Raw genomic sequence first — 24,933 nt, 5'->3', positions numbered from 1 at the left:
ATGGCGATACGCGTAGAGAACAACGGGGCCGGCGTATGGACCGTGTGGCTGGATCGGCCAACCAAGCGCAACGCCATGACTTTGGATATGTACCGCGATTTCGCCGCTGCGATTGACGCGCTGGATGCCGACGATGCCGTGCGATGCGTGGTGATACGCGGCGCCGGAGGAGCCTTCTGCTCCGGCAGCGACATCGGAACCTTTGACGAAGATAGAAGTGGCTCGGAACAGGCTCGGGCGTATGCCGAACTCACCCTCGACTGCACCGACCGCCTGAAGCTGACGCGCCACCCCACTGTGGCATGCATCGAGGGCGTGTGCGTGGGCGGCGGGCTCGAGATCGCTGCGTTGTGCGATATCAGGATCGCAGCGCATAGCGCACGCTTCGGCGTGCCTGTGAACCGAATCGGTATCGTACTCGATCATCGCGAACTTCATGACATTGTGAGCTTAGTCGGGCCGGCCACCACCTTGGAGATACTTCTGGAAGGCCGCATCTTCGGTGCCGATGAGGCGATGCACAAAGGTCTGCTCAGCCAGGTTGTGCCCGACGAAGATCTAGCTGAACGCGTTCACGATACAGCCCGGCGAATAGCCGCGGGGGCGCCGCTGACAAATCGATGGCACAAAAAGTTTGTGCGACAGCTTGCTCAAGGAACCTCCTTGACCCCACAGGATCGCCTCGAAGCGTATGCGTGTTTCAACACCGAGGATTACCGTATCGGCCAGAAAGCATTTCTGAGCAAGACCCAGCCCGTGTTTGTAGGTTATTGAGGGGAGACCCATGAGCAGCAATGGCAATGGCGGCGTCGCACGCCCGCCGCTGGAAGGTATGAAAGTTCTCGATCTGTCGCAGATTATGGCTGGCCCTTACTGCACCATGGTGCTTGCCGACTTGGGCGCAGAAGTGATCAAAGTCGAGAAACCGTTGACAGGTGATGATGCGCGCGAGATGGGACCATATGTGAATGGCGAATCAAGCTGTTTTGCGCAGATCAATCGCAACAAACTCGGCATCTCGCTGAACCTTAAAGACCCGGCGGCACGGGAAATCCTGTACGACATGGTTCGCTGGGCTGATGTCGTAGTTGAAAACTACCGCGTCGGCGTAACACGTTCGCTGGGTGTGGACTACGCATCGCTCAGCCGCATCAACCCTAGGCTTGTGTATTGCTCCATTTCCGGCTTCGGCCAAACCGGCCCATATGCGGGCCGCGGAGGATTCGATCTGGTCGCACAAGGCATGACGGGCATCATGAGCATCACCGGCGAACCGGGCGGGCGGCCGCTCAAGTCCGGCATCGCTATCTATGACGTGGGCGCCGGCCTCACGGCTATCTACTCCATCCTTGCGGCCTGTCTGCATCAACAGAAAACTGGCGAGGGCCAGCACATAGACATCTCGCTGGCCGAGTGCGGACTTCCATGGTTCGTATGGGAAGCCGCCGCCTATTTTGCAGAAGGCACGGTGCCACAAGCAACCGGCAGCCGCCATCGCGTCTCGGCCCCCTACCAGGCGTTCAACACTCGCAATGGCTATATCATCATCGGCGCGGCCAACCAGCGCACCTGGGAAAGCCTTTGCATACATGTCCTAGAGCGGCCGGATCTGATCAACGACCCGCGTTTCGCCACCAACTCGGATCGCATGGCGAATGTGGAAGCTCTGGAGACCATTCTTGAGAAGGTGTTCTTGCAGGATGACGCGGGAACCTGGATCGCACGCTGTGAAAATGCCGGCGTACCGTGCGGCCCCATCAACGACTTCGGCCAGGCGGTGTCCGATCCGCACTACGCGGCACGCGGCATGATCCAGGAGGTGACACATCCCAAGCTGGGCCGTATGAAAACGATAGGAGTACCGTCCCATTTCTCCCGAACACCGGGACGCGTACGCAGCCCCGCGCCCTTGCTCGGTCAGCACACCGAAGAGGTCTTGCGCAGATTCGGTGTGTCGGAAAGCAGAATTGCCAAGCTGCGCGAAACGATGGCAATACAGTGACGATAGCGCACCGGACAAGCGATGCCGGCGATAGAGCTATCGCAACATAACAAGCATACCTATACCAAAGGAGAGACCATGAACCAGATCACCAACCCCAAGCGGCGCCACTTTCTTTCCACAGGCGGTGCGCTGGCGGCCACCGCCATGCTGCCGCAGTGGGCGTTCGCGCAGGATGCGGATACGTTCCGCCTCGGCTCGCTAAACTCCATCACGGGCATCGGCGGCCCCTATGGCCCGGCCATGCTCGAATCCATCCGCCTCGCGGTTGACGAGGTCAATGGCCAGGGTGGCGCAGCAGGTAAAAAAATAGTGCTGTTCTCAGAAGATGATCAAACCAAAGCAGATGTCGCTGTTCTGGCTGCAAAGAAACTGATTGAGATAAACCGCGTCCAGGCTGTCGTAGGAATCTGGCCATCCGCGGTCGGCCTGGCTGTCATGCCGATCACAAACAATGCCGGCCTCATCATGATGAATACATGCGGCGCCCCCGAAATGCAGACAGAAAACAAACGCGGCCTAGCCTGGATGTTTCAAGCATCCAATGCCGTATTTGGAAAGGCGTTTGCTGAAGTTGCGCGCCGACGAGGCTTCAAACGGCCCGCCGTCATGGCGTTCAACAACTCCACCTTTGTGGGCCTTGCGGATTATTTCAAGAAAACCTGGGAAGCCGGCGGCGACAGGCTTGCCGAACTGGTGATCTATGAACCCAACCAGACCAGCTACCGCACCGAGCTGAATAAAGTATTGGCCAAGAAACCCGACGTGATCGCAATGGGTTCATACAAGCCCGATGCGACCATCCTTCTTAAAGAATGGTTCCAGACTGGCCAGGAATGCAAGTTCATCATGCCGGGCTGGACGGCGAACAAAGATCTGGTCAAGGCAATCGGCAAGGAAGCGACGGAAGGCATTATTTCGATCTCGAACGTCGCCAACACCGACTCACCGGCCTACCAAAGCTATGCCCAGCGTATCCAGGCAAAATTGAAACGGGAGCCCGATGTATTTGCGGCACAGAGCTACGACATGGTGGTGACACTTGCCCTGGCGATGGAGGCTGCGGGCCGAAACGCCGACACCCAGACTATCAACAATCACATCAAAACCGTAACACAAGGTGATGGTGAAAAAGTATCCTCTTTCTCGCAAGGCAAAGAGATTTTGCGCAAAGGCGGAAAAATAAACTACGAAGGTGCCTCCTCCGCATTGAATTTCGGCGCGCATGGCGAAACCGTGCCCGACTTTGGTGTGTTCGAGATACAGAACGGCGAACTGGTACGCAAGGAGACGATCCCAGGCTCGGCCTGACGGATCGGGACGTACACAATGGATGCCATAACCCTCATCAACGCCGTCATCAATGGCATCGTGATCGGCACGCTGCTGGCGCTGCCGGCACTTGCCATCACGATGGTGTTCGGTATAGCCCGGTTTCCTAATGCCGCCGCTGGCGACTATATGACGCTGGGTGCATACTGTGCTGTCGGCGCCCAGGCTTTCATCAGCGACTCGCTGATCGCCAGCGTGGCGCTCGCTGCAGTCGTGACCGCCGCCGTTTCTGTGTTCTTCTATGGCTGGGTGTTTCGCCCACTCGCCTCGCGGTCAAACATTTCCAGGCTGATCGCGTCGATTGGGGTGGCCTTTGTAGTACGAAACACCATCACGTTCTTTACTGGCCAGGATCAATACAACCTCAGCATGCCTCTCGTACGCGCATGGAACTTTAACGGCATCCGCATCCTACCCACCGATCTTTACATCCTGCTGGTCGCGGCCGGAGCGCTTGCGCTCATGTTCTATATTCTGCATGGCACCGGGCTGGGTCGTCGCATGCGCGCTGTGGCCGACAACGCCGACCTGGCCGCGGCGAGCGGGATCCGCTCAAAACGCGTCATGCTGTCGCTGTGGACGATTTCGGGCCTGTTCTGTGGCCTGGGCGGCGTATTACTGGGCATAAAAGCGGTGGTTGTGCCGGATCTGGGATTCGAGCTTCTGATGCCCATGTTCGCGGCGGTCATATTGGGCGGCATCGGGCACCCCATCGGCGCGGTGATCGGCATGCTGCTATTCAGCATCGCGCAGGAGGTTGCCAGCCTCTATGTCGGCCCATCCTACAAAATACCCATGGCGTTCGCAATCCTGCTTCTCGTGCTGCTTGTGCGCCCACAGGGCATATTTGGACGCCCGATGGCGGCGAGGTAAAGGGATATGGAAGCTTATCTGATCGCAATCTCCATCGCCATTCTGATCTACCTGCTGCTGGCACTGGGCCTTTCACTGCATTACGGCTTTGCTGGCCTAGTTAACTTCGGCCACGTGGGCTTCTTTGCCATCGGCTCGTATACATCGGCTCTGCTGGCCTTAAACGGCGTACCCATCCCGCTGGCCATGGCCGCTGCGGTCGTCCTGACCGCAGCGTGCGCATATCCAATGGGCATCATCGCTTTGCGGCTGGGCAGCGATTATCTGGCGATCGTCACACTCGGATTCTCGGAAACTGTCCGCTATATGCTGCAAACGGAAGAGTGGCTCACTCGCGGCATGCACGGTCTGCCTGGGATCCCGCGCATGTTCGACGGTATCGTGCCAGGAAACCAGATCGATTTCTGGATACTGATTGCCTTGCTGGTCGCCAATGCGGTCGTGCTCTGGCTACTGACCAAGGTAGTAAAAAGCCCCTTCGGGCGCGTGATCGAAGCCATACGAGATAATGAAGTGGCAGTTCGAGCACTAGGCAAGGATCCGGCGCGTTTCAAAACACGCACGCTGGTACTGGGCGCCGCGTTGGCGGGCCTGGCGGGCGGCTTTCAATCTCACTATCTCACGTTCCTTACGCCCGACCAGTTCGTGCCTCTGATCACCTTCTACATTTGGATCGCTGTATTCATCGGCGGCGTCAACCGCCTGAGCGGCATTGTCGTCGGCACCGTCATTCTGATGGGTTTTCTCGAAGGCTCGCGCTTTGTCTCAGACATTGTGGGCGGGATATCGGAGGTGCAGATGGCCAGCGTCCGCATATGGATTATCGGCATGGCGCTGATTCTTATCGTACTGTACCGGCCTCAAGGCATCCTCGCCGGCAAACCGGTCAGGAGCAGAAAATCATGACCATGTTGAGCGTAAAAAACGTACAGGCAAGCTTCGGCGGGTTTCTGGCGCTGGACGACGTCAGCCTGGAGCTGAAAAAGGGCGAGCTGCTTGGCCTGATCGGTACGAATGGTGCCGGCAAGAGCACACTTTTCTCAGTGATCACAGGCTACATTCCAAAGCGTGCCGGGACTATCCATTTCCTCGACGAAGACATTGACACCCTGCCGGTGCACAGGCGCGTCCGGCGCGGCCTTGCACGTACGTTCCAGGTACCTCGCGAGTTCTCCCAACTGACGGTCTTCGACAACATGATGGCAGCCGTACCCGATGCGCGCGGAGAGCGCCTGTATTCTGTCTTCTTCGAGGGCCGTGCAGTGAGGCGTCAGGAGACAGAAAACGCGGAAAAGGCCAACGACCTGCTCGCCTTTCTGAATCTGAGCCGCGTCGCGGATGAGCCGGCGGGCATGCTCTCGGGTGGTCAGAAAAAGCTGCTGGAACTGGGCCGCCTGCTGATGCTAGACCCGCTATGCATCCTGCTGGACGAACCCTTTGCGGGCGTAAATCCGGTCCTGATCCAGGAGATCGCCGAGCGCATCGTGACGCTCAATCGCAAAGGAATGACAGTACTGGTTATCGAGCACAATCTCGAAGAACTGTCCCGCCTGACACCAAGAATGTATGTCATGGACAGGGGCCGCGTTCTCGCCGAAGGAACGCCGAGTAACGTTCTGTGCCGCGACGACGTCCGGGAAGCTTATATGGGAGGCGTGATATGAGTGCCACCCCGTACAACGCCAACATCCCCACACATGTGGCTCCAGCGGACGAGCGCCTGCTGCGTCTGAAGAATCTCTCGGGTGGCTATGGTGATACCGACATCATCTGCGGCATCGATCTGTACGTCGGTGCTCGCGAGATTGTTACTATCGCAGGCACCAACGGCGCAGGAAAGTCAACCCTCATCAAAGCCATTATGGGCCTGCTGCCCCGCCTCTCGGGCGAAGCCTATTTCCGCCTCGTCGACCTGACCAAAACAGGCACGGAAGACCGGATCAGCCATGGTATCTCTTATGTGCCTCAGGTCCACAATGTCTTCGGCTCTCTGACCGTGCAGGAGAACCTGCAGGTGGTTGAGCGGGTTGCCGACAAACGCAAGCGCATCCAGGATATGTACGATCTATTTCCCGCGCTTGCTGCGCGACGCGGAACGTACGCCTGCAACCTTTCGGGCGGCGAGCGCCAGCAATTGGCGTTCGCACGCGCGCTGATGCCATCGCCTGCCTTGATGCTGTTGGACGAACCCTCCGCAGCCCTGTCGCCGGCGCTGACCAACCAAGTATTTGACGAGGTGCGAAGACTGCCTGCCATGGACGTTGCTGTGCTGATGGTGGAGCAGCGTGCACGGCAGGCACTGGCTTTCAGCGATCGCGGCTATATTCTGGACTCGGGCAGGATCGTGCTCACGGATACCGGTGCCGGGCTTCTCGCCAATGAGGAAATGGCCGACCTGTACATAGGCCGCGGTGCATCCCCCAACCATAAAGGAGACTTACATGCGTGACGATACCGCCGCAGAAACGGCCGCATCCGCATCGGCGCCCAGCGGCCGGCAGACTACTCGTCCCGCCCCTTCGGCAATCGCCGCCATGAGCATGGCTGAAGGCATCCGCGCGCTGGAAAGTGGCAGCCTGACCTGCGAAAAATGGGTGACGGCCTGCCTGGAGCGGATTGAAGCGCGCAACCCTGTGGTAAAGGCCTGGGTTCACGTGGCCGCCGACACGGCGCTAGCGCATGCCCGTGCCTGCGACAAGCATGGCCGTGCTGGCATTTTCGATGGCGTACCGCTGGGCTTGAAGGACACGATAGACACTGCGGACATGCCCACCGAGCTCGGAGATCCGGAGATTTTCCCCGGACGCCAACCCGCCATCGACGCACCCGTCGTCACACAAGCGCGCAGACATGGCTTTGCACTGCTTGGAAAAAACACCGTTTCGCGGCATGCCATTATGCTGCCGGGCCCGTGCAGAAACCCGCATGACACCAGCCGAACGCCCGCTGCTTCCTCTGCGGGATCCGCGGCGGCCGTCGCAGACTTCATGACGCCGGTATCGATCGGCACGCAGACAGCGGGCTCCATACTGCGGCCGGCGTCGTTCTGCGGTGCTGTCGGTTTCAAGCCTACACTCGACCTGATCCCCTATGTCGGGATACGCACGTACTCCCGCCCACTTGACGTTGTGGGCCCGCTAACCAGAACGGTGGAGGATGCACAGCTTTTCATGCATGCCTTCGTGGGCGACCCAAGGTTCAAGCCCTCTTCGCTGCATGCCCGCCCCCGCCGGCTTGGCGTATGGCGACCCCAAGGTTGGCAGGACGCCGAGCCTGAAGCCATCCAAGTCTTCGAACGAAGTGTTGCACGATTGTCCGAGGCCGGCGCAAGCACATCCGACCTTCACATGCCCGCCGAATTCGAACAGATCGGTGCCATTCAAGATGTCATTATGGCCTACGATCTGAATCGCGAGTATGCGGAAATCAGGCGGAACCATGCCGCACTTTGCGATCCAGAACTGCTGGCCTATCTGAAACTAGGAGCGGGATATGCGGACGAGGATTACGCCCGTGCGCTCGACGCCGCCGATGTCTGCCGCCGCTTGTTTTATAACGCTGTTCATGATCTAGACGCGATTGTCATGCCGGCAACGCTGGGAGTGGCGCCCGCCGCATCAACCACCGGCAGTTCGATATTCATCCGCCCATGGTCCCTGCTGCACAATCCGTCAATTTCGTTACCCGTAGCGCGCAGCAGCTCAGGGCTGCCGCTGGCGATACAGCTTGTTGGATACGTCAAAGAGGATGCCGCCCTGCTCAGCCACGCCGCCTGGGTGGAGCGTGTGCTTGGAAACTGCGCCCGCGAAGTCTGAGCACGAGAGGGAAAGGCCATACCGCCCCACGGCACACGCTCTACTCGCCGCGACCGGCCGTGCGCTAATCGCGCCTAACGCCGCAACAGTTCCTTGGCGATGATGAGCTGCTGGATCTGCGTGGTGCCTTCGTACAGGCGCAGCAGGCGCACGTCGCGGTAGAAGCGTTCGACCTTGTACTCACTGATATAGCCCGAGCCGCCGTGGATCTGCACGGCGCGGTCGGCCACGCGGCCTACCATTTCGGTGCAGAACATCTTGGTGCATGAGGCCAGCATGCTCAGTTCGTTGTTACGCTGGCCGACCGGGTTGGCATCGTAGCGGCGGGCGCAATCGCGCACCATGGACAGGCCGGCGTACAGTTCCGCCTGGCTGTCGGCCAGCAGGGCCTGGATAAGCTGGAAATCGGCGATGGGCTGGCCGAACTGTTTGCGCTGCTTGGCGTAGTCGACCGCGTCGCGGATCAAGCGGTCGGCCATGCCGCAGGCAAGGGATGAAATATGCAGGCGGCCGCGGTCCAGCACCTTCATGGCGGTGGAAAAACCTTTGCCCGGCTTCAGGCCGATGATGTTGGCGGGGTCGACCTTGACATTGTCCAGGATCACATCGCAGGTCTTGGTGCCGCGCTGGCCCATTTTCTTGTCCGGCTTGCCCAGCGACAGCCCCGGCGAATCAGCGGGCACCACAAAGGCCGTGATGCCGCCCGCGCCTTCGTCGCCGGTGCGTGCCATCAGGGTGAAGGCATGGGCGCGCGGCGCATTGGTAATGAAGCGCTTGGTGCCGTTGATCACATATTTGCCGTCTTCGAGCACGGCGCGGGTCTTGAGCGAAGCGGCATCGGAGCCGGCGCCAGGTTCTGTCAGGGCGAACGAGATGATCATCTCGCCCGAGGCGATGCGGGGCAGCCACTCTGCTTTCTGGGTCTCGGTGCCATCCATCAGGATGCCTTGGGAACCGATGCCGACGTTGGTGCCGAATGCCGAGCGATAGGCAAAAGAGGTATGGCCCATATCGAAGATGACATCGCACTCTTGCGCCATAGACAGCCCAATGCCGCCGTATGCTTCGGGAATGGAAATGCCGAACAGGCCGATGTCCTTCATCTCCTGCACGATGTCGGCCGGCACTTCGTCGGTTTCCTCGAGAATGTCTTCAGCGGGTACGAGGCGCTGGTCGATAAAGCGTTGCACGCTGGCGCGCAGCAGGGAAAAGGTTTCGTCGTCGAGAGCCATGGCTGGGCCTGTTGAAAGTTTGCGATCCCACCATAATAGACAAAACACCAGGCCTTTCAATGATTTAACATACTGTCAATTAAAATTTGACAGTCTCTGCTTAATCGCCACACCCGTATGGATCTGAACGCCCTGCACCTCTTCATCGACATCGTCGACGCCGGCAGCCTGAGCGCTGCGGCGCGCCGGCGCAAGATGTCACGCGCCAATCTCAGCCACCGGCTCAAGGTGCTCGAAGACCAACTTGGCGTACAGCTTTTGCAGCGCACCACCAAATCCATGCAGTTGACAGACACTGGCGCAAAAATATATGAGCACGGCCGCCGTATGCTGAGCGAAGCGGCCGCGGTGGAAGATCTGGTGTCCAGCGCGGCCAACGCCGTCGCCGGCCATGTGGGGCTCAGCGTGTCCGCCGGCCTGGGGCATCTCGTGCTGTCGGACCTTATTGTTGCCTTCAAGCGCCAGCACCCCGATGTTACGCTCGATGTCGTTTTCAGCAACCAGATCGCTGACCTGGTGGAAGATGGCATCGATATCGCGCTGCGGGTCACCTCGGTGCCGCCACGCAACGTCAACGCCACCGTGCTCGCCGACGTGGAATGGGTGGCCTGCGCCAGCCCCGTCTATCTACAGGGGCGCAAGCGTATTACCGTGCTGGAAGACCTGCAGCATGTCGATATCGTGTGCGCATCAGCCATCGATGCCGCCCTCAAGGTAAAAGGCCGCTACCAAGGCGGCAGTCGCAGCGTCGAACTCGATCCCGTGCTGCGGTCCGAAAATTTCCTGTTCCTGAAACAGGCCATTCTGGGCGGCCTCGGCGTGGGCTTCTTGCCACGCTATATGATCAGGCAAGAATTGCGGGACGGCGTGCTTACCCGTTTGCTCGAGTATTACAAGCTCAGCCTGTTCGGCTCGAAGATTTTTCTGATCACGCCACAGGCCCGACATCAAAGCCCTGCGGCGCGTGCGCTGATCGACTTCCTGAAGGCCAATCTGCGGCCGCCCGAGAATCTGTGAGGGGTTGGCATCTGCCGCGTTCCACCGACCGCTCGCCGCCTAGCAGTTAGTTGGGCATGCGTGCTGCCACGGCTTTGGGCCTTGAGGCCTTGGGGCCTTGGGCATCGCGCTGCACGGTGCCGGGCCCGCGCTTGACCTTCCGTCCATGGGAAGGTTTACCATGCATTTCACATCCCCATTTATATATCTTGTTCAATGAGGCAATGCGATGCAATTCCATGTCGAAAACATGACCTGCGGCCACTGTGCGGCCACGATCACCAAAGCCATCCACGCCGTGGACCCAGCAGCCACCGTAAAGGCTGATCCACCCACGCATCGCGTCGAGATCAGCACCACGCTGCCGCGCGAGGTGATCGAAAAAACGCTGGGCGAGGCTGGCTACCCTGCACGCGCCGTCTGATTGCCAGCCCGGACGGCGCAATCGAGCGCATGTACGCGCCCTCCAGGGCCGATGCCGCCTACGGCTGGTCACTGCCGCTGACCAGCCTGATGATCCGGCCTGCTTCACGTTTCACTACCTTTTGCCCAACGCTCAGCGCTGCGCGCTCTGCAGCGTCACTTCCTTCTGTGCCTGAAGCACCGCTGGCGGCCAAGTGCCCTTGATGTAAGCCAGTACGGCAATAATCTCGTCATCCGAAAGTATGCCTGCGTAAGCTGGCATATCACTTTGATAACCGCGCGGGGCGGTTCTGCCGGGCACCAGCCCGTGCTTGATGATATCGATCAGGATGGCGTCGGGGTGATGCCAGGTATGGCCGGTTTTATCGTGCGGCGGCGCGGGCAGGCGGCCGTTGGGCAGGCGTTCGCGCCAGTTCGGCTGGCCTTGCAGCGCTTCGCCGTGGCACGACGCGCAGTTGGCGGCATAGAGCGCTTTGCCCCGCAGCACCATGGCTTTGTCCGTTGGGGCGATGAATGCGGGGCCCCGATCCCGCAGCAGGGTATACAACAACAACGCGATGCCCGCCACCGCAAGGCCCGCTACCAAAATCATCCATTTTTTACTGGCCATTCCTTGCGCCTCATATTCTTATTTCACTAGAACCTGGCCAACCATACACGCTTCCATATGCCCCGGCAGCAGGCAGGCAGCGCTTACCGCCTGGAGGCCACTGTAATCACGGAAGGCTGTCGCCAAGGTGACCTCAACATTACATTTTTGTAATCCTTGGCACATTACAATCCCGTGATGCTGGCGTCATGCCCGTGTCATGCGCGATGGCCTATTGTTGCGCCATCGCCCGCAGGCAGCGCCACCCACGCCGCCAAGTCGGCGCGTCATCGCCCAGGACACCCTATGAAGCTGCTTGTTGTAGAAGACGAAACCAAAACCGGCGACTATATCCACCAGGGCCTGGTCGAAGCCGGGTTTGTGGTCGACCTTGCACGCACAGGGCTCGACGGGCATCATCTCGCCCTCACGGGCGCCTACGACTTGATCATCCTTGACGTCATGCTGCCCGACGTCGACGGCTGGCGCATCGTCCAGGCATTGCGTGCCGCTCGGCAGCACGTGCCTGTCCTGTTTCTCACTGCGCGCGATAGTGTCGAGGATCGCGTCAAGGGCCTGGAGCTTGGCGCCGACGACTATCTGGTCAAGCCCTTTGCATTTTCTGAGCTGCTCGCGCGCGTACGCACCCTCTTGAGGCGCGGCACCACGCCCGCACAAGACAACCTGCTGCAGGTGGCCGACCTGGTCCTTGATATCCCGCGCCGCCGCGCACAGCGCAAGGGGGTGCGCATCAACCTCACGAACAAAGAATTCACCCTGCTCGAATTGCTGGCGCGCCGCCAGGGCGAAGTGTTGCCCCGCTCGCTCATCGCCTCGCAAGTATGGGACATGAACTTCGACAGCGACACCAACGTCATTGATGTGGCGATCCGCCGCCTGCGCGCGAAAATCGATGACGACTTCGAGCCTAAGCTCATCCACACCGTACGCGGCATGGGCTATGTGCTCGACGCCGCACGGGGCACCTGACACGATGCGGCGCCCCGCTTCGCTGGCAGTCCGGCTGACCGTCTCGATCGGCGCGGTAATCACGGTGGTACTGCTGGCTTTCGGCTGGTTGATCCAGCGCTCCATCAACAATCACTTCATCAAGCAAGACGTCGATGAACTCAACGCCGTGGTGCAGGCGGTCGCGCATGCGCTCGCTGTTGCCCCGCCCAATGAACCTGAAGCCGCATTGAGCCGGCGCCTGGCGGGCGCCGTGTCGGGGCATCACAATGCCTTGTTTCGCCTTGCCACCGATACCGGCGAGGCGCTCTATGCAACGCCGGGGGTTGATCTGGAGCCGCTTGCGCGCAGCGCGCCTGTGACGGCGCACATCACCACTGGCACAGTGCGGATATGGCGAAACGCTGGCCAGACTTACCGCGGGGCGGTGACGGCAGTACCCGTCGGGCCCCCATCCAGCGGGCACACTTACATCATCACGGTCGTCACGGGGATAGACTTCCATTTGCATTACCTGGACAGCTTCCGCGCCTACCTCTGGATCACCACGATGGTGGCGTGTCTCATTGCGATCGCGGCCACTTGGCTGGCCGTGTATCGCGGTCACGCTCCCATCCGGCGCATCAGCCGCGAAATGCGGCGGATTGGCTCCAGCCGGCTGTACATCCGGCTGCGGCCAGCCGAGGTGCCGGCCGAGTTGGCCGAACTGGCGAACTCATTCAACGGCATGCTGGATCGCCTGGAGAATGTCTTCCAGCGGCTTTCCGCCTTCTCGGGCGACATCGCACACGAGTTGCGCACCCCCATCACCAATCTCAAGACACAAACCGAAGTGGCGCTGTCCCAAGCACGCACGGTGGAGCATTACCGCGAGATCCTGTATTCCAATCTCGAAGAATACGAGCGAATGGCAAAAATGGTTGGCGACATGCTGTTTCTGGCCGAGGCCGACAACAACCTGCTCAAGCCTGAGCTGGCCACTATAGACCTCGCCGACGAGGTGCGCGCCCTGTTCGACTACTTCGACGCCTGGGCTGAAGAACGCGGCGTCCATCTGGCGCTGTCCGGCGCAAGCGTACAAATCGAGGGCGACCGCCTGATGATGCGCCGCGCCCTGGGCAATCTGCTGTCCAATGCCGTGCGCCATACGCCGCGCGGCGAATCAGTAGCCGTAACACTGCGGGCGCTGGACGACAACCACGTCGGCATTACCGTGACCAACCCCGGCGCAGGCATCGCGCCTGAGCACCTGCCACATATTTTCGAACGCTTCTACCGGCCCGACGCCTCGCGCCAGCGCGGCGGCGAAGGCGCCGGCCTCGGCCTTGCCATCGTCAAGTCCATCATCGAGGCGCATGCGGGCACCATCAGCGCCAGCTCTGACCCGATACGAACCTGCTTTACCATCAGGCTGCCCGCCGCACGCCCGCGTACGGCTCAGGGCGCCACGGTATCGGCTATGCTATGACATTCCCCCGCACATATATGGTGGGCCTGTGCAAGCGCACCCGCCGCGTTTATCTGCAATGACACACTTCCCCTTCGATGCCGTGCTGTTTGACTGCGACGGCGTGCTGGTCGACTCCGAACCCATCACCAACCGCGTACTGGCCCAGATACTGGGCGAGATGGGCTGGTCCATCTCGCATGAAGAATGCATGCGCATCTTTGCCGGCAAGGCGGTACGCGACGAAGCCGCCCTGATTGCCGCGCGCACCGGCGTGCAGATCGATGACGCCTGGACTGCGCAATTCCGCCAGCGACGCAACGACGCGCTGGATCGCGAGCTCACTGAAATCCCTGGCGCGCCGAAGGCCGTGCGCGAACTGCATGCAATGCTTAATGGCCGCATTGCGGTAGCTTCGGGCGCAGACCTGCACAAAGTGCGGCTGCAGCTCACCAAAGTTGGCCTGGTGGATTGCTTCGGCAGTCGGGTCTTCAGCGGCCAGGACATGCCGCGCAGCAAGCCATTTCCCGACGTGTACCTTGCAGCCGCGCAGGCGCTGGGTGTGCCGGCCGTACGCTGCGCGGTGGTGGAAGACACCGTCACCGGCGCCACGGCGGGCGTGGCGGCGGGCGCAACGGTGTTCGGCTACAGCCCCGGCAACGCTGGGCACAGCGATGCGGATGCACTGCGTGCGACCGGTGTGCATTTTGTCTTTACCGACATGGCCGAGCTGCCAGCGTTGATGGCGGCCCATGCAAGCGGCGCCGCTATGGCGCCAGCAGCCAGTGCACGCTGAACAGGCGCTCCTCATCCAGCCATACCGCTTCGGGCCGGTAGCCCGCGCGCCGCGCCAGCGCCTGAAAGCCAGGCACCGTGTATTTGTATGAATTCTCAGTGTGCAGGGTATCGCCCTCGTCGAAATCATACGGCGTGCCGGCGATCATCACGCGCTGCGGCATAAGGCTGACCAAGTGCATTTCCACGCGGCGTATCACCGGCTGGTATAGCGCGTAATGCGCAAACCCCTCCAGGTCAAAATCCGCACCCAATTCGCGGTTGGCGCGCGCCAGTACATTCAAGTTGAACTGCGCGGTGATGCCCTGCGCATCGTTATAGGCCGCATGTAGACGCGCAGGGTCTTTCACCAGGTCCACGCCGATCAGCAGCCCACCCCCGCTTAGCAAGCCAGCGGTATGGTGCAGAAAGGCGAGCGCTTCATCCAGGTCCATATTGCCAATGGTCGAACCAGGGAAAAACCCCACCTTGCGCGCGCCCTCTCCACCCGGCAGCAACAACGCATCCAGCGCCGTATAGTCCGCCTCGACAGGGCATACATCGAGCGTCGGAAACTCGGCCGACAGCCGTGCCGCTGAAGCGCGCAGATGATCGCCGCATATATCGATGGGCACATAATGACCCGGCAGCATGTGCCGCCGGCACGCGCCAAGCAGCAGCCGCACCTTCACCAGCGAGCCGGCGCCGAACTCGATAAGATCGATATCCGCACCCACCCTGCTCATGATGTCCGCCCCATGGCGCCGCAGGATGCCTGCCTCAGTGCGCATGGGGTAATACTCAGGCAGGTCGCAGATGCGGTCGAACAGCGCCGAGCCCGCCGCATCATAGAAATACTTGGGTGAAATCGCGCGCGGACGGCGGGCCAGGCCGTCTAGCAGATCATGCAAAAAGGCGGCGCTATCGATGGAGCAGGGTGCCGTGGCGGCGGTGGACTGGACATCCATGTTTATCCCTCAGGCGTCGCGCGCCAGGCGCAGGCCGGTGAATTGCCATCTGGCCGACGGCGGAAAAAAATTGCGGTATGTGGGGCGGCTATGCCCTGGCGGCGTGGCAACACTGCCGCCGCGCAACACCTGCTGGCCCACCATGAACTTGCCGTTGTATTCCGCAGCCGGCCCTTCCAGCGGACGAAACCCCGGATAAGGCGCATAAGCAGATCGCGTCCATTGCCACACATGGTCATAGGCCTGGGCCATGCCGCCCGCATCGCAGGCGGCCTCCCACTCGAACTCTGTGGGCAGGCGCGCGCCTGCCCAGTCGGCGTAAGCACAAGCTTCGTAAAAGCTCAATCCAGATACCGGCGCATCGGGATCCAGCGGCTGCACGCCGTAAGGGCCAAACACCACCCAGTCGTCCCGCCCTCCTTCAGGCGCCGCTTGGCAGCCCCCGTTATCAGCGTGATGCAGCACACGCGGGTCGCTCGCGCACAGCCAGTAAGGGGGCGCCTGCCAGCCCTGATCCTGCGCCATGGCCCACCCATCGGACAGCCACCACGACGCGTTGCGGTAGCCGCCCTCGTGCACGAAGCGCAGATACTCGCCGCAACTCACCAATCTGTCGGCGATGTCGAAAGACTGCAGCCACACGGTATGCCGGGGGGTTTCATTGTCAAAAGCAAAGCCGGCGCCCGCATGGCCCACGTCCACCTTGCCGCCGTGGTGATGCAGCCACCGCATGCCAGCGGCGGGGACGGCGCCTGCACGCGTGTTTGCGGGTACGTTGATGGCATTCGCCGCAGCGCTGCCGGACGGCGCAGCATCGATGATGGGGTCGGTGGAGGGTTCTGAACCGCCGTGCATGGCATCCCATGCATTGGAACGAGGCAATGGTGTGGAAAGATAAGCGGGCAGCAGCGGGTTACAGGAAAACAGGTGCACGATATCGGTGACGATCAGTTCCTGATGCTGCTGCTCATGATGCAAACCCAGCACAAGCGCGGGTCGTACCGCATCCAGCGCCACGGCTTCATGGCCGCTCAGCAGGCGCTCGATGGCCGCGTCCACATGCCTGCGGTAGGCCTGCACCGCATCCCGCCCCGGCCGTGTCAACATGCCGCGCCGCGGCCGGGGCTGCCTGGGGCCCAGCGACTCGTAATAAGAGTTGAAGATGAAGTGGAAGTCTTTGTCGAACACCTGGTAATGCGGCAGGTGCGCGCGCAAGACTAGCGTCTCGAAGAACCATGTCGTATGCCCCAGATGCCATTTCGTCGGGCTGGCATCTGGCATGGATTGCACGCATTGGTCTTCGGCGGACAGCCGCGCCGCCAGGCTTTCAGTATGTGCGCGTATCGCCTGGTACTGTCGCCACAGATCGTGTTTCGGACTGTCCATGTGCTTGCTGCGTCCCCCCCGACAATGCTTGTAGCGCATGCGGCAGCGCCGCGCGCAAGGAAACTGCTGTCAGCGTGAGCTCGCTGGACTCGCCAGCGCACCCCGACTCCTTTACCATAACGGCTGCGACCGGCAAAAATGTTTCCAAGGCGAAACATAATCAACAAAAACGTTTCAACACCCTCCCGGCCCGCGTCGCGCACCAGTATCCGGGAGGTTTCAAGGAGATCAGCATGCCGACCCAAGTCCGCATGACTATCAACAAGCCGGTGTTCTACATCTCGGCGATATTCATCCTGCTGCTCACCGCCTTCGCCATCACAACGCCGCGTTTGGCGCAGCGTGTATTCAGTGCCATGCAGGGCTGGATCCTCGGCAACGCCAGTTGGTTTTATATCCTGGCTGTCGCCATCATTTTGCTCTCTGTCGTGCTGATTGCCATCAGCCGTTATGGCGACATCAAACTGGGGCCAGACCATAGCGAGCCCGACTACCGCAATGTCACCTGGTTCGCCATGTTGTTCTCGGCGGGCATGGGTATCGGCCTGATGTTCTTCGGTGTTGCCGAGCCGGTCATGCATTTCATGGCGCCGCCTGTGGGCGAGGGTGGCACGGCCGACGCTGCGCGCGAGGCCATGAACATCACCTTCTTTCATTGGGGGCTGCATGCATGGGCCATCTATGCGATTGTCGCACTGACGCTGGCTTATTTCTCCTACCGCCACAATTTGCCGCTCACCCTGCGCTCCGCCCTGTATCCACTCATCGGCGACCGCATTCATGGCCCCATCGGTCATGCCGTCGATATCTTCGCCATCATCGGCACCGTGCTCGGCATTGCAACCTCACTGGGCCTGGGTGTGGCGCAGATCAACAGCGGGCTCAACCATCTGTTTGGCGTACCCGTCGGCATCCCTGCGCAGATCGTACTCATCATCCTCAGTTCCGGCCTGGCCACGCTGTCCGTGGCCAGCGGCCTGGACCGCGGCATACGCATACTGTCCGAAATCAATCTGGCGCTGGCGGTCATCCTGATGCTGTTCGTGCTGGTACTCGGCCCCACCGTGTTCCTGCTCCAGACCTTCGTTGAGAACACGGGGGCCTATCTTTCGGATATCGTCCACAAGACATTCAATCTCTTCGCCTACGAACCCACCGACTGGATAGGCGGCTGGACGCTGTTCTACTGGGGCTGGTGGATCGCTTGGTCGCCATTCGTCGGCCTGTTCATCGCCCGCATCTCGCGCGGACGCACCATACGCGAATTCGTACTGGGGGTGCTGCTTGTGCCCGCAGGCTTCACGCTGCTGTGGATGACCGTGTTCGGCGATACCGCCATTCACATGATCCTGGTCGACCATCTGCAGAACATCGCCGATGTCGTCAAAGCGGATTCATCGCTGGCGCTGTTTGTTTTCCTTGAGCAACTGCCCTGGAGCAACGTCATCTCGTTCGTTGCGATCACCATGGTGGTGATCTTCTTCGTCACCTCAGCCGACTCGGGCGCGCTGGTGGTCGATTTGCTGGCATCGGGCGGCGCCGAACGCACACCTGTGTGGCAACGCATGTTCTGGTCATTGTCCACCGGCGCCGTCGCCATTGCGCTGCTGCTGGCCGATGGCCTGTCGGCATTGCAAACCGCAACTATCGCCAGCGCGCTGCCTTTTGCGATTATCCTGCTGCTGGCGGTGTGGGGCCTGCTGCGGGCGCTCAAGCTCGACGCCACCAAACGCCGCATCGGCAACCAATCGCTTGCGCTGTCGCGCCCGATGCGCGGCGCGCCATCATGGGAGCAGCGCCTGCGCAACATCATCCGCATGCCCGGCCAGTCACAAGTGCGCCGCTTTCTCGACGAAACCGCCCTGCCGGCACTGCAGGCTGTTGCCGAAGAACTGCGCCAGCAAGGGTATGTGGTCGTGACCGAACAGGAAGCGGGCAGCGGCTCCGTCATCATGAAGGTCTCGCATGGCGACTATCTCGACTTCTTCTATGCCGTACGTCCGCGCGCCTTCATACGCCCCAGCCTCACGCCCGACGAGGAACGCGACGAAGAAGTGCGCCGCTACTACCGCGCCGAAGTACACCTGCGCGAAGGCGGCCAGGATTACGACATCATGGGCTGGAGCCAGGAGGCCGTCATCAGCGACATCCTCGACCAGTACGAACGCCACCGGCACTATCTGCACGTGACGTCTTAGCAGCGGGCGCGCGTAGGCCGGTATGCGAAAAAGGGGCCGGCTCAGCGCTGCGGCAGCTTGCCGAACTGCTCGGCCGTAGCGGCGATGTAGCCGTTGCCGAAGCCTGCATCGACCAGGCTGGACAGCGCGTCGCGCAAGCCCGCAGCGATGTGGCGCTGGGCCGCCAAGCCTTCGGCCATGCTGTTGTAATAGCTGATGTCCTTCAGGGCGTTGCTCACCGAGAACTGCATGCGCGACGTATCGCCCTCCAGCAGGAAGGGCGCAACGCGATCCAGCGCGGCGCCATAGCCGCCGCCTTGGCTCAACGCCTCTACCAGCACGCTGGCGTCTATGCCGCCTGCGCGCGCGCAGGCGGCCGCCTCGCCCAAAAGCGTGGCAAAACCCAGCGATACATAATTGTGCAGCAGCTTTAGCTTGTGCCCCGACCCCGCAGGCCCGGCATAGAAAATGTTCTCGGCAAAGGCCCGCAGCAGCGGCAGCATCTCTTCATAGACGGCCTGCTCTCCACCCACCAGCAGGTTCAGCCGCCCTTGCTCGGCCTCCAGGGGCGTGCGAGTCATTGCGGCATCGATAAAGCGGCCGCCCGCACGGGCCACAGCCTTGGCGATGGCCTCGGTGGACGCGGGAATGGCGGTGGAGCAATCGATGATGATGGTGCCAGGCCGGATGGCGGCCAGTGCGCCGTTTTCACCCAGCAGCACTGCCTCTACCTGGGGCGTGCCCGTCACACACAGCACGATGATACTGCTGGCCTGCGCAAGTTCGGCCACGTGCGCACAGGATGTGGCGCCTTTGGCTATCAGGTCCTGCACGGGCTGATTGCCCGGGTGTTCCAGGAACTGCAAAGGCCAGCCCTTGCTGACGATGTTCTTTGCGATGCCGTGGCCCATCAGGCCAACGCCCACCATCCCTACCGTTGCACGCATGCAGAGTCTCCCGGCTTTGTGTTCAATTCACTCATCCAAACATTATGCGGCAGCCCCGCTGCACGGGGCCGGGCAACGGCTGCGCACAGCAGGGCAACAGGCCTTCAAAGCACCTTGCCCGGGTTCATGATGCCGTTCGGATCCAGTACCTTTTTGATCTGCTCCATCAGGCTTATTTGCAGCGGATCTTTATGCTGGTGGAAAGAACGGCGCTTGAGCTGGCCGATGCCGTGCTCGGCGCTGATGCTGCCCGCATAGGCTGCCACCTCACCGAACACGACGTCAGCGATGCGTTCTTCCCAATCGTGCGCCCAGGACTTGTCCGCACCCAGCGGGCGCGACACGTTGTAATGCAGGTTGCCGTCGCCGAAGTGGCCGAAGATGAACAGCCGGCAATCGCTCGCCACCTCGCGCAGGCGCTGTTCGGCCGTTTCGAGAAATGCGGGGATGCGCTCGATCGGCAGCGAAATATCGTGTTTCAGGTGCGGCCCGTCGGCGCGCTGCGCCTCGGAGATTTCTTCGCGCAGCCGCCACAGCGTCTGCAGCTGGAGCAGCGACGCCGACACGACGGCATCCTGGCACAGCCCTTGCTCCAGCGCCTGGCCAATCACCTCTTCGAGCAGTGTCTGCAGCGCCTCTTCGTTGGCCGTATCGGCCAACTCGATCAGTACATAGGCGCCATGGCGATCCGCAAAAGGCTGCTGAAGCCCATCGACATGCGTGAGCACGAGATCGAGGCAGGCATCGGTGAAAAACTCAAAAGCCTGCAGACGCGGACCGCAGGCGCCAAACACCAGGCGAAACAGCTCGAGAGCCTGCTGCGCGGATTCGACCGCCACCAGCACCACCGACCGCACGTGTGTGGGCGCATGCAGCTTGAGCGCCACACCGGTGATAACGCCCAGCGTGCCTTCGGAGCCGATGAAGAGCTGCTTCAGGTCGTAGCCAGTATTGTCTTTGCGCAGCGTCTGCAGACCATTGAACACCTGGCCATCGGGCAGCACCGCCTCAATGCCCAGCACCAACTCGCGCGCCATGCCGTAGCGCACCACATTGACGCCGCCCGCGTTGGTGGCCACATTACCGCCGATCTGCGAGGAGTCTTCGGCTGCCAGACTCAGTGGCAGCAGGCGATCCGCCTCGTTTGCAGCGCGGCGCAGGTTGCCGAGAATGCAGCCGGCATCGGCCACCAGCGTGTTCGCAATCGTATCGATCGAGCGAATTGCGTTCATGCGGTCCAGCGACAGGATCACATTGGCCGGAGACGCATCCGGCGTCGCCGCACCGCACAGCCCGGTGTTGCCGCCGCGCGGCACCACTGGCACTTTGTGTTCGTTGCACAGACGCAGACAGTCGGCCACCTGCTGCGTATTCACCGGCCGCACCACCGCCTGCGCCTGCCCCTTGTATACCCCGCGCCAGTCGGACAGCCAGGGTTCGATATCCGCCTGGTTGGTGAGAACAATATCCTTGCCAAGAAGCTGGACCAGGCTGTCCAGGAAAGTTTGCGTCGTCATTTCTGTGGTTGTTGCCGGTAAGTTGCTGGGTAATCGTATGAGAGTGATTCTATAGTGACTTGGCCGGCGGCGTCTTGGCGCGGCCCAGCGCCCGCAGGCAGGCGCGCGCGGCTCGTCTATCGGCAACGCTGCGGGAAGGTGCTTGTACAAGACAGCAGGCACTACGATGGCCTCGGGTAGACGACACGTCGTGGCTTCTCTGCCAAAGGCCGCCTGCTACGACCACGAATAGCCGACCGCGGCGAGATCCCGCGGGTGGATGGCGCAGGCATCGATATCGGCAAGGGTGGGCGTGCCCGCGAGTGCCATAGTGACTTCCAGCTCGGTGCGCAGCATATGCAGCACATGGGCCACGCCTGCCGCGCCGGCCGCAGCCAGCCCGTGGATGTAGGGGCGGCCCACCAGCACTGCGCTGGCGCCCAGCGCCAGCGCCTTGAACACATCGCTGCCCCGGCGGATGCCGCCATCGACCAGTACTGGCGCACGGCCGTTGAGGGCCTGGACGACGCCGGGCAGCAGTTCGATAGTGGCGGGCAGCGTATCTAGTGTGCGGCCACCGTGGTTGGATACCACCACGGCCGCGGCACCGTGGTCAAGTGCCCGCAGGGCGTCGTCGGGATGAACAATACCCTTGACGACCACCGGCAAGTGCGTTGCCCGCGCCAGCCAGTGCAGGTCATTCCAGGTAGGCGCATGCGCCAGCAGGGGGCTGCCGAACAACGCCCCGCCGCCTTCCTGCGCCGTGTGGGCGGGCGCTTTCATACCGCGCAGGTTGACGGCTTCGACACCGGCAGGCAGCGTGAAACATGCCCTTTGCTCGCGGTTGCGCAGGCCACTGACCGGCGCATCCACGGTTAGAACCAGCGCCTCATAACCCGCCGCTTCGGCTCGGCGCACCAGCGACAAGGTGAACGCACGGTCGGTCTGCACGTACAGTTGAAACCAGAGCGGCCCCTGGGCCAAGCGCGCCACGTCTTCAAGGCTGAGGCTGGCCTGAGTGCTGACTACCATGCCGGCGCGCATCGCCGCCGCCCCCAGTGCGGTGGCCGCTTCGCCTTCGGGATGCGCCAGTTTGTGCCAGGCCACAGGCGCAAGCATGATCGGGCTGTCAAAGGCCCGGCCCAGCAGCGTAAGCGCAGTGCTCGCGCCAGCGAGGTCCCTGAGCACCCGCTGGCGCAGCCGTATGCGCCGGTAAGCAGCCTGGTTATCGTTGAGCGTGAGCTCGTCAGCCGCGCCGCCATTTACGTACGCCCATGCGGATGCAGTCATGCGGTCACGGGCGTAGGGTTCGTAATCAGTGACGGCCGCGATGTCGGACGGTATGCGCACCAGCGGCGGCAGCGGCGCGGCCTGTTCGGGCGCGCTCATGTTTCCGACCATTCGCGTACAAGGTTGTGATACACACCCGTCAGTGCGGGGATGCTGCCGTGGTCCGGCGCGCTCGCTGTGAGCTGCTGTATGGCATCGTCCAGTTGCCACAACAGGGCGCGGCGGTGGTCTTCGCGCACCAGGCTTTGCGTCCAGAAGAACGCCGCCAGGCGCGTGCCGCGCGTTACCGGCGTGACGCGATGCAGGCTGGAGCCGGGATACACCACCATATGGCCGGCCGGCAGCTTCACGCGGTGCTCGCCAAAGGTGTCGCCCACGATCAGCTCACCGCCGTCGTACTCGTCAGGGTCGGACAGGAACAGCGTGCTCGAAACATCGCTGCGCACGCGCTCGCCAGAGCCTGGCACGCCGAAAATAGCATTGTCGATATGGTTGCCGTAATTGCCCCCGCCTTCGTACCGATTGAAGCGCGGCGGCAGTATGCGCAGCGGCAGTGCCGCCGAAATGAATGCGGTATTGCCGGCCAATTGCGCCATGATCAACTGCCCCAGTTGCCGCGCCACCGGGTGGTCGAGCGGCAGCTGGAGATTGTGCTTGGCCTTTATGGCCACGTGGCCGGCCGTGACGCGGCCATCTGCCCACTGCGCCTGTTCGAGCGCCGTGCGACACTGCGCGACCTGGTCGGCGGACAGGACGTCGGGAATCGTGTGCATCATAGTGGCAACCCTGGTTGGTGGATCTGAACCGCGCGTTCGCATTCAGAATGGCGGTGCGGCGCGCCGTACAACCGGAGGCCGCCGAAGCAGGTGGCACCGCGCTCAATGCAAAAGTGGCCAACCATATTATTCATATTCAGACGCAGCAAAAACGTTGAATAGGCCATGTCTCTCACGCCCGCATCCCGTTTGTCGTTGAACGCGTAGTTCGTCCCGATGATGCCATGAATGCTAGGAAGGCGCGTATCGTCCCCCTGGCATATCTTCGCGTTGACAGCGTTGTGATTTTTAGACACAAATCTGCAGTTTTGTACGGACACGTTGTACGTACAGGTGTAGAATTGCGCCATTTTTCAAGCTTCTTTCCTTTATCCTCCCAGGCCTCTTCCCAGGTCCTGTCGCTTCCGGAGCATCCGATGACGACCGAAGTTTCACGTATCCCCATGTACTCCACCATGATGAAGGTGCCGGGCGGCCTCATGCTGATCCCGCTCATCCTTGGTTCCATCATTGGTACGTTTTTCCCCGACGCCCTGGGCATCGGCGGCTTTACCACCGCCCTGTTCAAGAACAGCGCCCTGCCTCTGATCGCGTTGTTGATTTTCGCGACCGGCACCCAAGTGAACATGCGCACGGGCGGCCCCATCCTGGCCACCGCCGGCACCATTCTGCTCTGCAAGACGCTGATCCCCGCCACGCTGATTGTGATCCTGGGCAGCTTTGTGGGCCTGAACGGCATTGCCGGCGTGTCGATCCTTGCCATGCTGGCCGCGTTCGACAACAGTAACGGCGGCCTGTGGCTGGCCTATACCGGCCAGTATGGCGACCAGCGTGACCGCGGCGCCTATGTCGCCAGCGCAGTCAACGATGGCCCCTTCTTCAGCCTGCTGTTCCTGGGTGCATCGGGCCTGGCCGACATCCCTGTCGTGGCACTGGTCGCCGCGCTGGTGCCTTTCCTGCTGGGCGTTGTCGTCGGCAACCTGGATGTGCAATGGCGCGATGCGCTCAAGCCCGTCCCCAATATTGTTATTCCCTTCTTCGCCTTCGCGCTGGGCACCGGCATCAATCTGGGCGCGGTCATTTCGGGCGGCACAACCGGCCTGATTCTGGGCCTGCTGATCAGCCCCATCACTGGCGCGCTGGTCTACTTCGGCTATCGCTTCATTCTGCGTCGCGGCGGCAAGAGCGGCATCGGCTTCGCGGCCGGCACCACAGCCGGCAACGCGATCGCCACGCCAGCCGTGGTCGCGGCGGCCGACCCCAACTTCCAGCAGTATGTCTCTACCGCGACTGCGCAGGTGGCCGCATGTGTGCTGATCAGCTCTATCCTGGCCCCTGTGCTCGCCTCTTACTTCCTGAAGCGCGCGGGTGAACTGAAGCCGGCCGATGACGTGGCGGCCGACTTCAATGCCACCGAACTGGCCGACGCGAAGGTCTGATT

24 protein-coding genes are annotated in these 24,933 nt (G+C 61.5%); 16 read left to right on the top strand and 8 right to left on the bottom strand.

All coding sequences use genetic code 11. The features are described 5' to 3' along the window. The 8 genes from LOL23_RS05370 to LOL23_RS05335 all read left to right on the top strand — a co-directional run bounded on the left by LOL23_RS05370 (position 1) and on the right by LOL23_RS05335 (position 8,022). Positions 1-774 carry an enoyl-CoA hydratase-related protein gene (locus tag LOL23_RS05370; protein ID WP_160978400.1) on the top strand — a complete coding sequence of 258 codons (774 nt, stop codon included), beginning with the start codon at positions 1-3 and terminating at the stop codon, positions 772-774. 10 nt (positions 775-784) lie between these two features. Continuing rightward, a complete protein-coding gene (locus tag LOL23_RS05365) occupies positions 785-2,002 on the top strand; it encodes a CaiB/BaiF CoA transferase family protein (RefSeq protein WP_160978402.1) in 1,218 nt (405 codons plus the stop codon). 78 nt (positions 2,003-2,080) lie between these two features. Continuing rightward, positions 2,081-3,313, top strand: coding sequence for an ABC transporter substrate-binding protein (locus tag LOL23_RS05360; RefSeq protein ID WP_160978404.1), 1,233 nt, complete (start codon positions 2,081-2,083; stop codon positions 3,311-3,313). 18 nt (positions 3,314-3,331) lie between these two features. After that, a complete protein-coding gene (locus tag LOL23_RS05355; RefSeq protein WP_160978406.1) occupies positions 3,332-4,207 on the top strand; it encodes a branched-chain amino acid ABC transporter permease in 876 nt (291 codons plus the stop codon). Between the two features lie 6 nt (positions 4,208-4,213). Further along, positions 4,214-5,113: a branched-chain amino acid ABC transporter permease gene (locus tag LOL23_RS05350; RefSeq protein ID WP_160978408.1), complete on the top strand. Its 900-nt coding sequence runs from the start codon at positions 4,214-4,216 to the stop codon at positions 5,111-5,113. Further along, positions 5,110-5,871 (top strand): ABC transporter ATP-binding protein, encoded by a 762-nt coding sequence (locus LOL23_RS05345; protein ID WP_160978410.1) that lies wholly within the window; start codon positions 5,110-5,112, stop codon positions 5,869-5,871. The genes LOL23_RS05350 and LOL23_RS05345 overlap by 4 nt, the downstream gene beginning before the upstream one ends. Beyond that, entirely contained in the window at positions 5,868-6,656 is a 789-nt protein-coding gene (locus LOL23_RS05340) for an ABC transporter ATP-binding protein (RefSeq protein WP_160978412.1), read from the top strand. The genes LOL23_RS05345 and LOL23_RS05340 overlap by 4 nt, the downstream gene beginning before the upstream one ends. Beyond that, the gene (locus LOL23_RS05335) at positions 6,649-8,022 is read left to right on the top strand and encodes an amidase (RefSeq protein ID WP_237173257.1); all 1,374 of its coding nucleotides are present in this window, start codon (positions 6,649-6,651) and stop codon (positions 8,020-8,022) included. Before LOL23_RS05340 ends, LOL23_RS05335 begins: the two co-directional genes overlap by 8 nt. A 74-nt stretch (positions 8,023-8,096) precedes the next feature. Here the strand turns inward: LOL23_RS05335 and LOL23_RS05330 are convergent, their stop codons facing one another. Continuing rightward, positions 8,097-9,254 carry an acyl-CoA dehydrogenase family protein gene (locus LOL23_RS05330; protein ID WP_160978416.1) on the bottom strand — a complete coding sequence of 386 codons (1,158 nt, stop codon included), beginning with the start codon at positions 9,252-9,254 and terminating at the stop codon, positions 8,097-8,099. A 117-nt stretch (positions 9,255-9,371) separates the two neighbouring features. On the opposite strand from LOL23_RS05330, the gene LOL23_RS05325 reads away from it, so the two are divergent. Then, positions 9,372-10,271, top strand: a complete 900-nt coding sequence (locus tag LOL23_RS05325) for a LysR family transcriptional regulator (RefSeq protein ID WP_237173256.1) — start codon at positions 9,372-9,374, stop codon at positions 10,269-10,271. Between the two features lie 208 nt (positions 10,272-10,479). Then, positions 10,480-10,674, top strand: coding sequence for a heavy-metal-associated domain-containing protein (locus LOL23_RS05320; RefSeq protein WP_160978420.1), 195 nt, complete (start codon positions 10,480-10,482; stop codon positions 10,672-10,674). Between the two features lie 132 nt (positions 10,675-10,806). On the opposite strand, the gene LOL23_RS05315 is transcribed toward LOL23_RS05320, so the two are convergent. Continuing rightward, a complete protein-coding gene (locus LOL23_RS05315; RefSeq protein WP_160978422.1) occupies positions 10,807-11,283 on the bottom strand; it encodes a c-type cytochrome in 477 nt (158 codons plus the stop codon). A 285-nt stretch (positions 11,284-11,568) separates the two neighbouring features. Between LOL23_RS05315 and LOL23_RS05310 the strand changes: the two genes are divergently transcribed. Genes LOL23_RS05310 through LOL23_RS05300 form a run of 3 tightly spaced genes read left to right on the top strand, consistent with a single transcriptional unit; the run spans position 11,569 to position 14,474 of the window. Beyond that, a complete protein-coding gene (locus LOL23_RS05310; RefSeq protein ID WP_160978424.1) occupies positions 11,569-12,252 on the top strand; it encodes a heavy metal response regulator transcription factor in 684 nt (227 codons plus the stop codon). A 4-nt stretch (positions 12,253-12,256) separates the two neighbouring features. After that, on the top strand, positions 12,257-13,699 hold the full coding sequence (locus LOL23_RS05305) for a Cu(+)/Ag(+) sensor histidine kinase (protein ID WP_160978426.1): 1,443 nt from the start codon (positions 12,257-12,259) through the stop codon (positions 13,697-13,699). A gap of 58 nt (positions 13,700-13,757) precedes the next feature. After that, positions 13,758-14,474, top strand: coding sequence for an HAD family hydrolase (locus LOL23_RS05300; RefSeq protein WP_237173255.1), 717 nt, complete (start codon positions 13,758-13,760; stop codon positions 14,472-14,474). Here LOL23_RS05300 and egtD read toward each other — a convergent pair. After that, the gene (gene egtD / locus LOL23_RS05295; RefSeq protein ID WP_160978430.1) at positions 14,446-15,420 is read right to left on the bottom strand and encodes an L-histidine N(alpha)-methyltransferase; all 975 of its coding nucleotides are present in this window, start codon (positions 15,418-15,420) and stop codon (positions 14,446-14,448) included. The genes LOL23_RS05300 and egtD overlap by 29 nt on opposite strands. Positions 15,421-15,429: 9 nt before the next feature. Next, positions 15,430-16,806 (bottom strand): ergothioneine biosynthesis protein EgtB, encoded by a 1,377-nt coding sequence (gene egtB, locus LOL23_RS05290; protein WP_160978432.1) that lies wholly within the window; start codon positions 16,804-16,806, stop codon positions 15,430-15,432. Between the two features lie 233 nt (positions 16,807-17,039). On the opposite strand from egtB, the gene LOL23_RS05285 reads away from it, so the two are divergent. Next, positions 17,040-19,004, top strand: coding sequence for a BCCT family transporter (locus LOL23_RS05285; RefSeq protein ID WP_160978433.1), 1,965 nt, complete (start codon positions 17,040-17,042; stop codon positions 19,002-19,004). A gap of 41 nt (positions 19,005-19,045) precedes the next feature. On the opposite strand, the gene LOL23_RS05280 is transcribed toward LOL23_RS05285, so the two are convergent. From LOL23_RS05280 to LOL23_RS05265, 4 genes are all read right to left on the bottom strand, one after another. After that, entirely contained in the window at positions 19,046-19,930 is an 885-nt protein-coding gene (locus tag LOL23_RS05280; protein WP_160978434.1) for an NAD(P)-dependent oxidoreductase, read from the bottom strand. A 104-nt stretch (positions 19,931-20,034) separates the two neighbouring features. Beyond that, positions 20,035-21,447, bottom strand: a complete 1,413-nt coding sequence (locus tag LOL23_RS05275; RefSeq protein ID WP_160978435.1) for an FAD-binding oxidoreductase — start codon at positions 21,445-21,447, stop codon at positions 20,035-20,037. A gap of 216 nt (positions 21,448-21,663) precedes the next feature. Next, complete coding sequence (locus tag LOL23_RS05270) at positions 21,664-22,815, bottom strand: alpha-hydroxy acid oxidase (RefSeq protein ID WP_237173254.1); 1,152 nt, start codon at positions 22,813-22,815, stop codon at positions 21,664-21,666. After that, positions 22,812-23,492 carry a Fe2+-dependent dioxygenase gene (locus LOL23_RS05265; protein ID WP_160978437.1) on the bottom strand — a complete coding sequence of 227 codons (681 nt, stop codon included), beginning with the start codon at positions 23,490-23,492 and terminating at the stop codon, positions 22,812-22,814. Before LOL23_RS05265 ends, LOL23_RS05270 begins: the two co-directional genes overlap by 4 nt. A gap of 14 nt (positions 23,493-23,506) precedes the next feature. On the opposite strand from LOL23_RS05265, the gene LOL23_RS05260 reads away from it, so the two are divergent. Both LOL23_RS05260 and LOL23_RS05255 read left to right on the top strand, forming a co-directional pair. After that, entirely contained in the window at positions 23,507-23,650 is a 144-nt protein-coding gene (locus LOL23_RS05260) for a hypothetical protein (RefSeq protein WP_237173253.1), read from the top strand. Positions 23,651-23,908: 258 nt separating this feature from the next. Beyond that, positions 23,909-24,931 (top strand): 2-keto-3-deoxygluconate permease, encoded by a 1,023-nt coding sequence (locus LOL23_RS05255; RefSeq protein WP_237173252.1) that lies wholly within the window; start codon positions 23,909-23,911, stop codon positions 24,929-24,931. Positions 24,932-24,933: the final 2 nt, after the last annotated feature.

This window comes from Paracandidimonas lactea, from assembly GCF_021653995.1.
GTDB classification, from domain to species: Bacteria; Pseudomonadota; Gammaproteobacteria; order Burkholderiales; family Burkholderiaceae_B; genus Allopusillimonas; species Allopusillimonas lactea.
The sequence above is the reverse complement of the archived record's forward strand: the minus strand, read 5'-3'. Positions and strand labels throughout refer to the sequence as shown.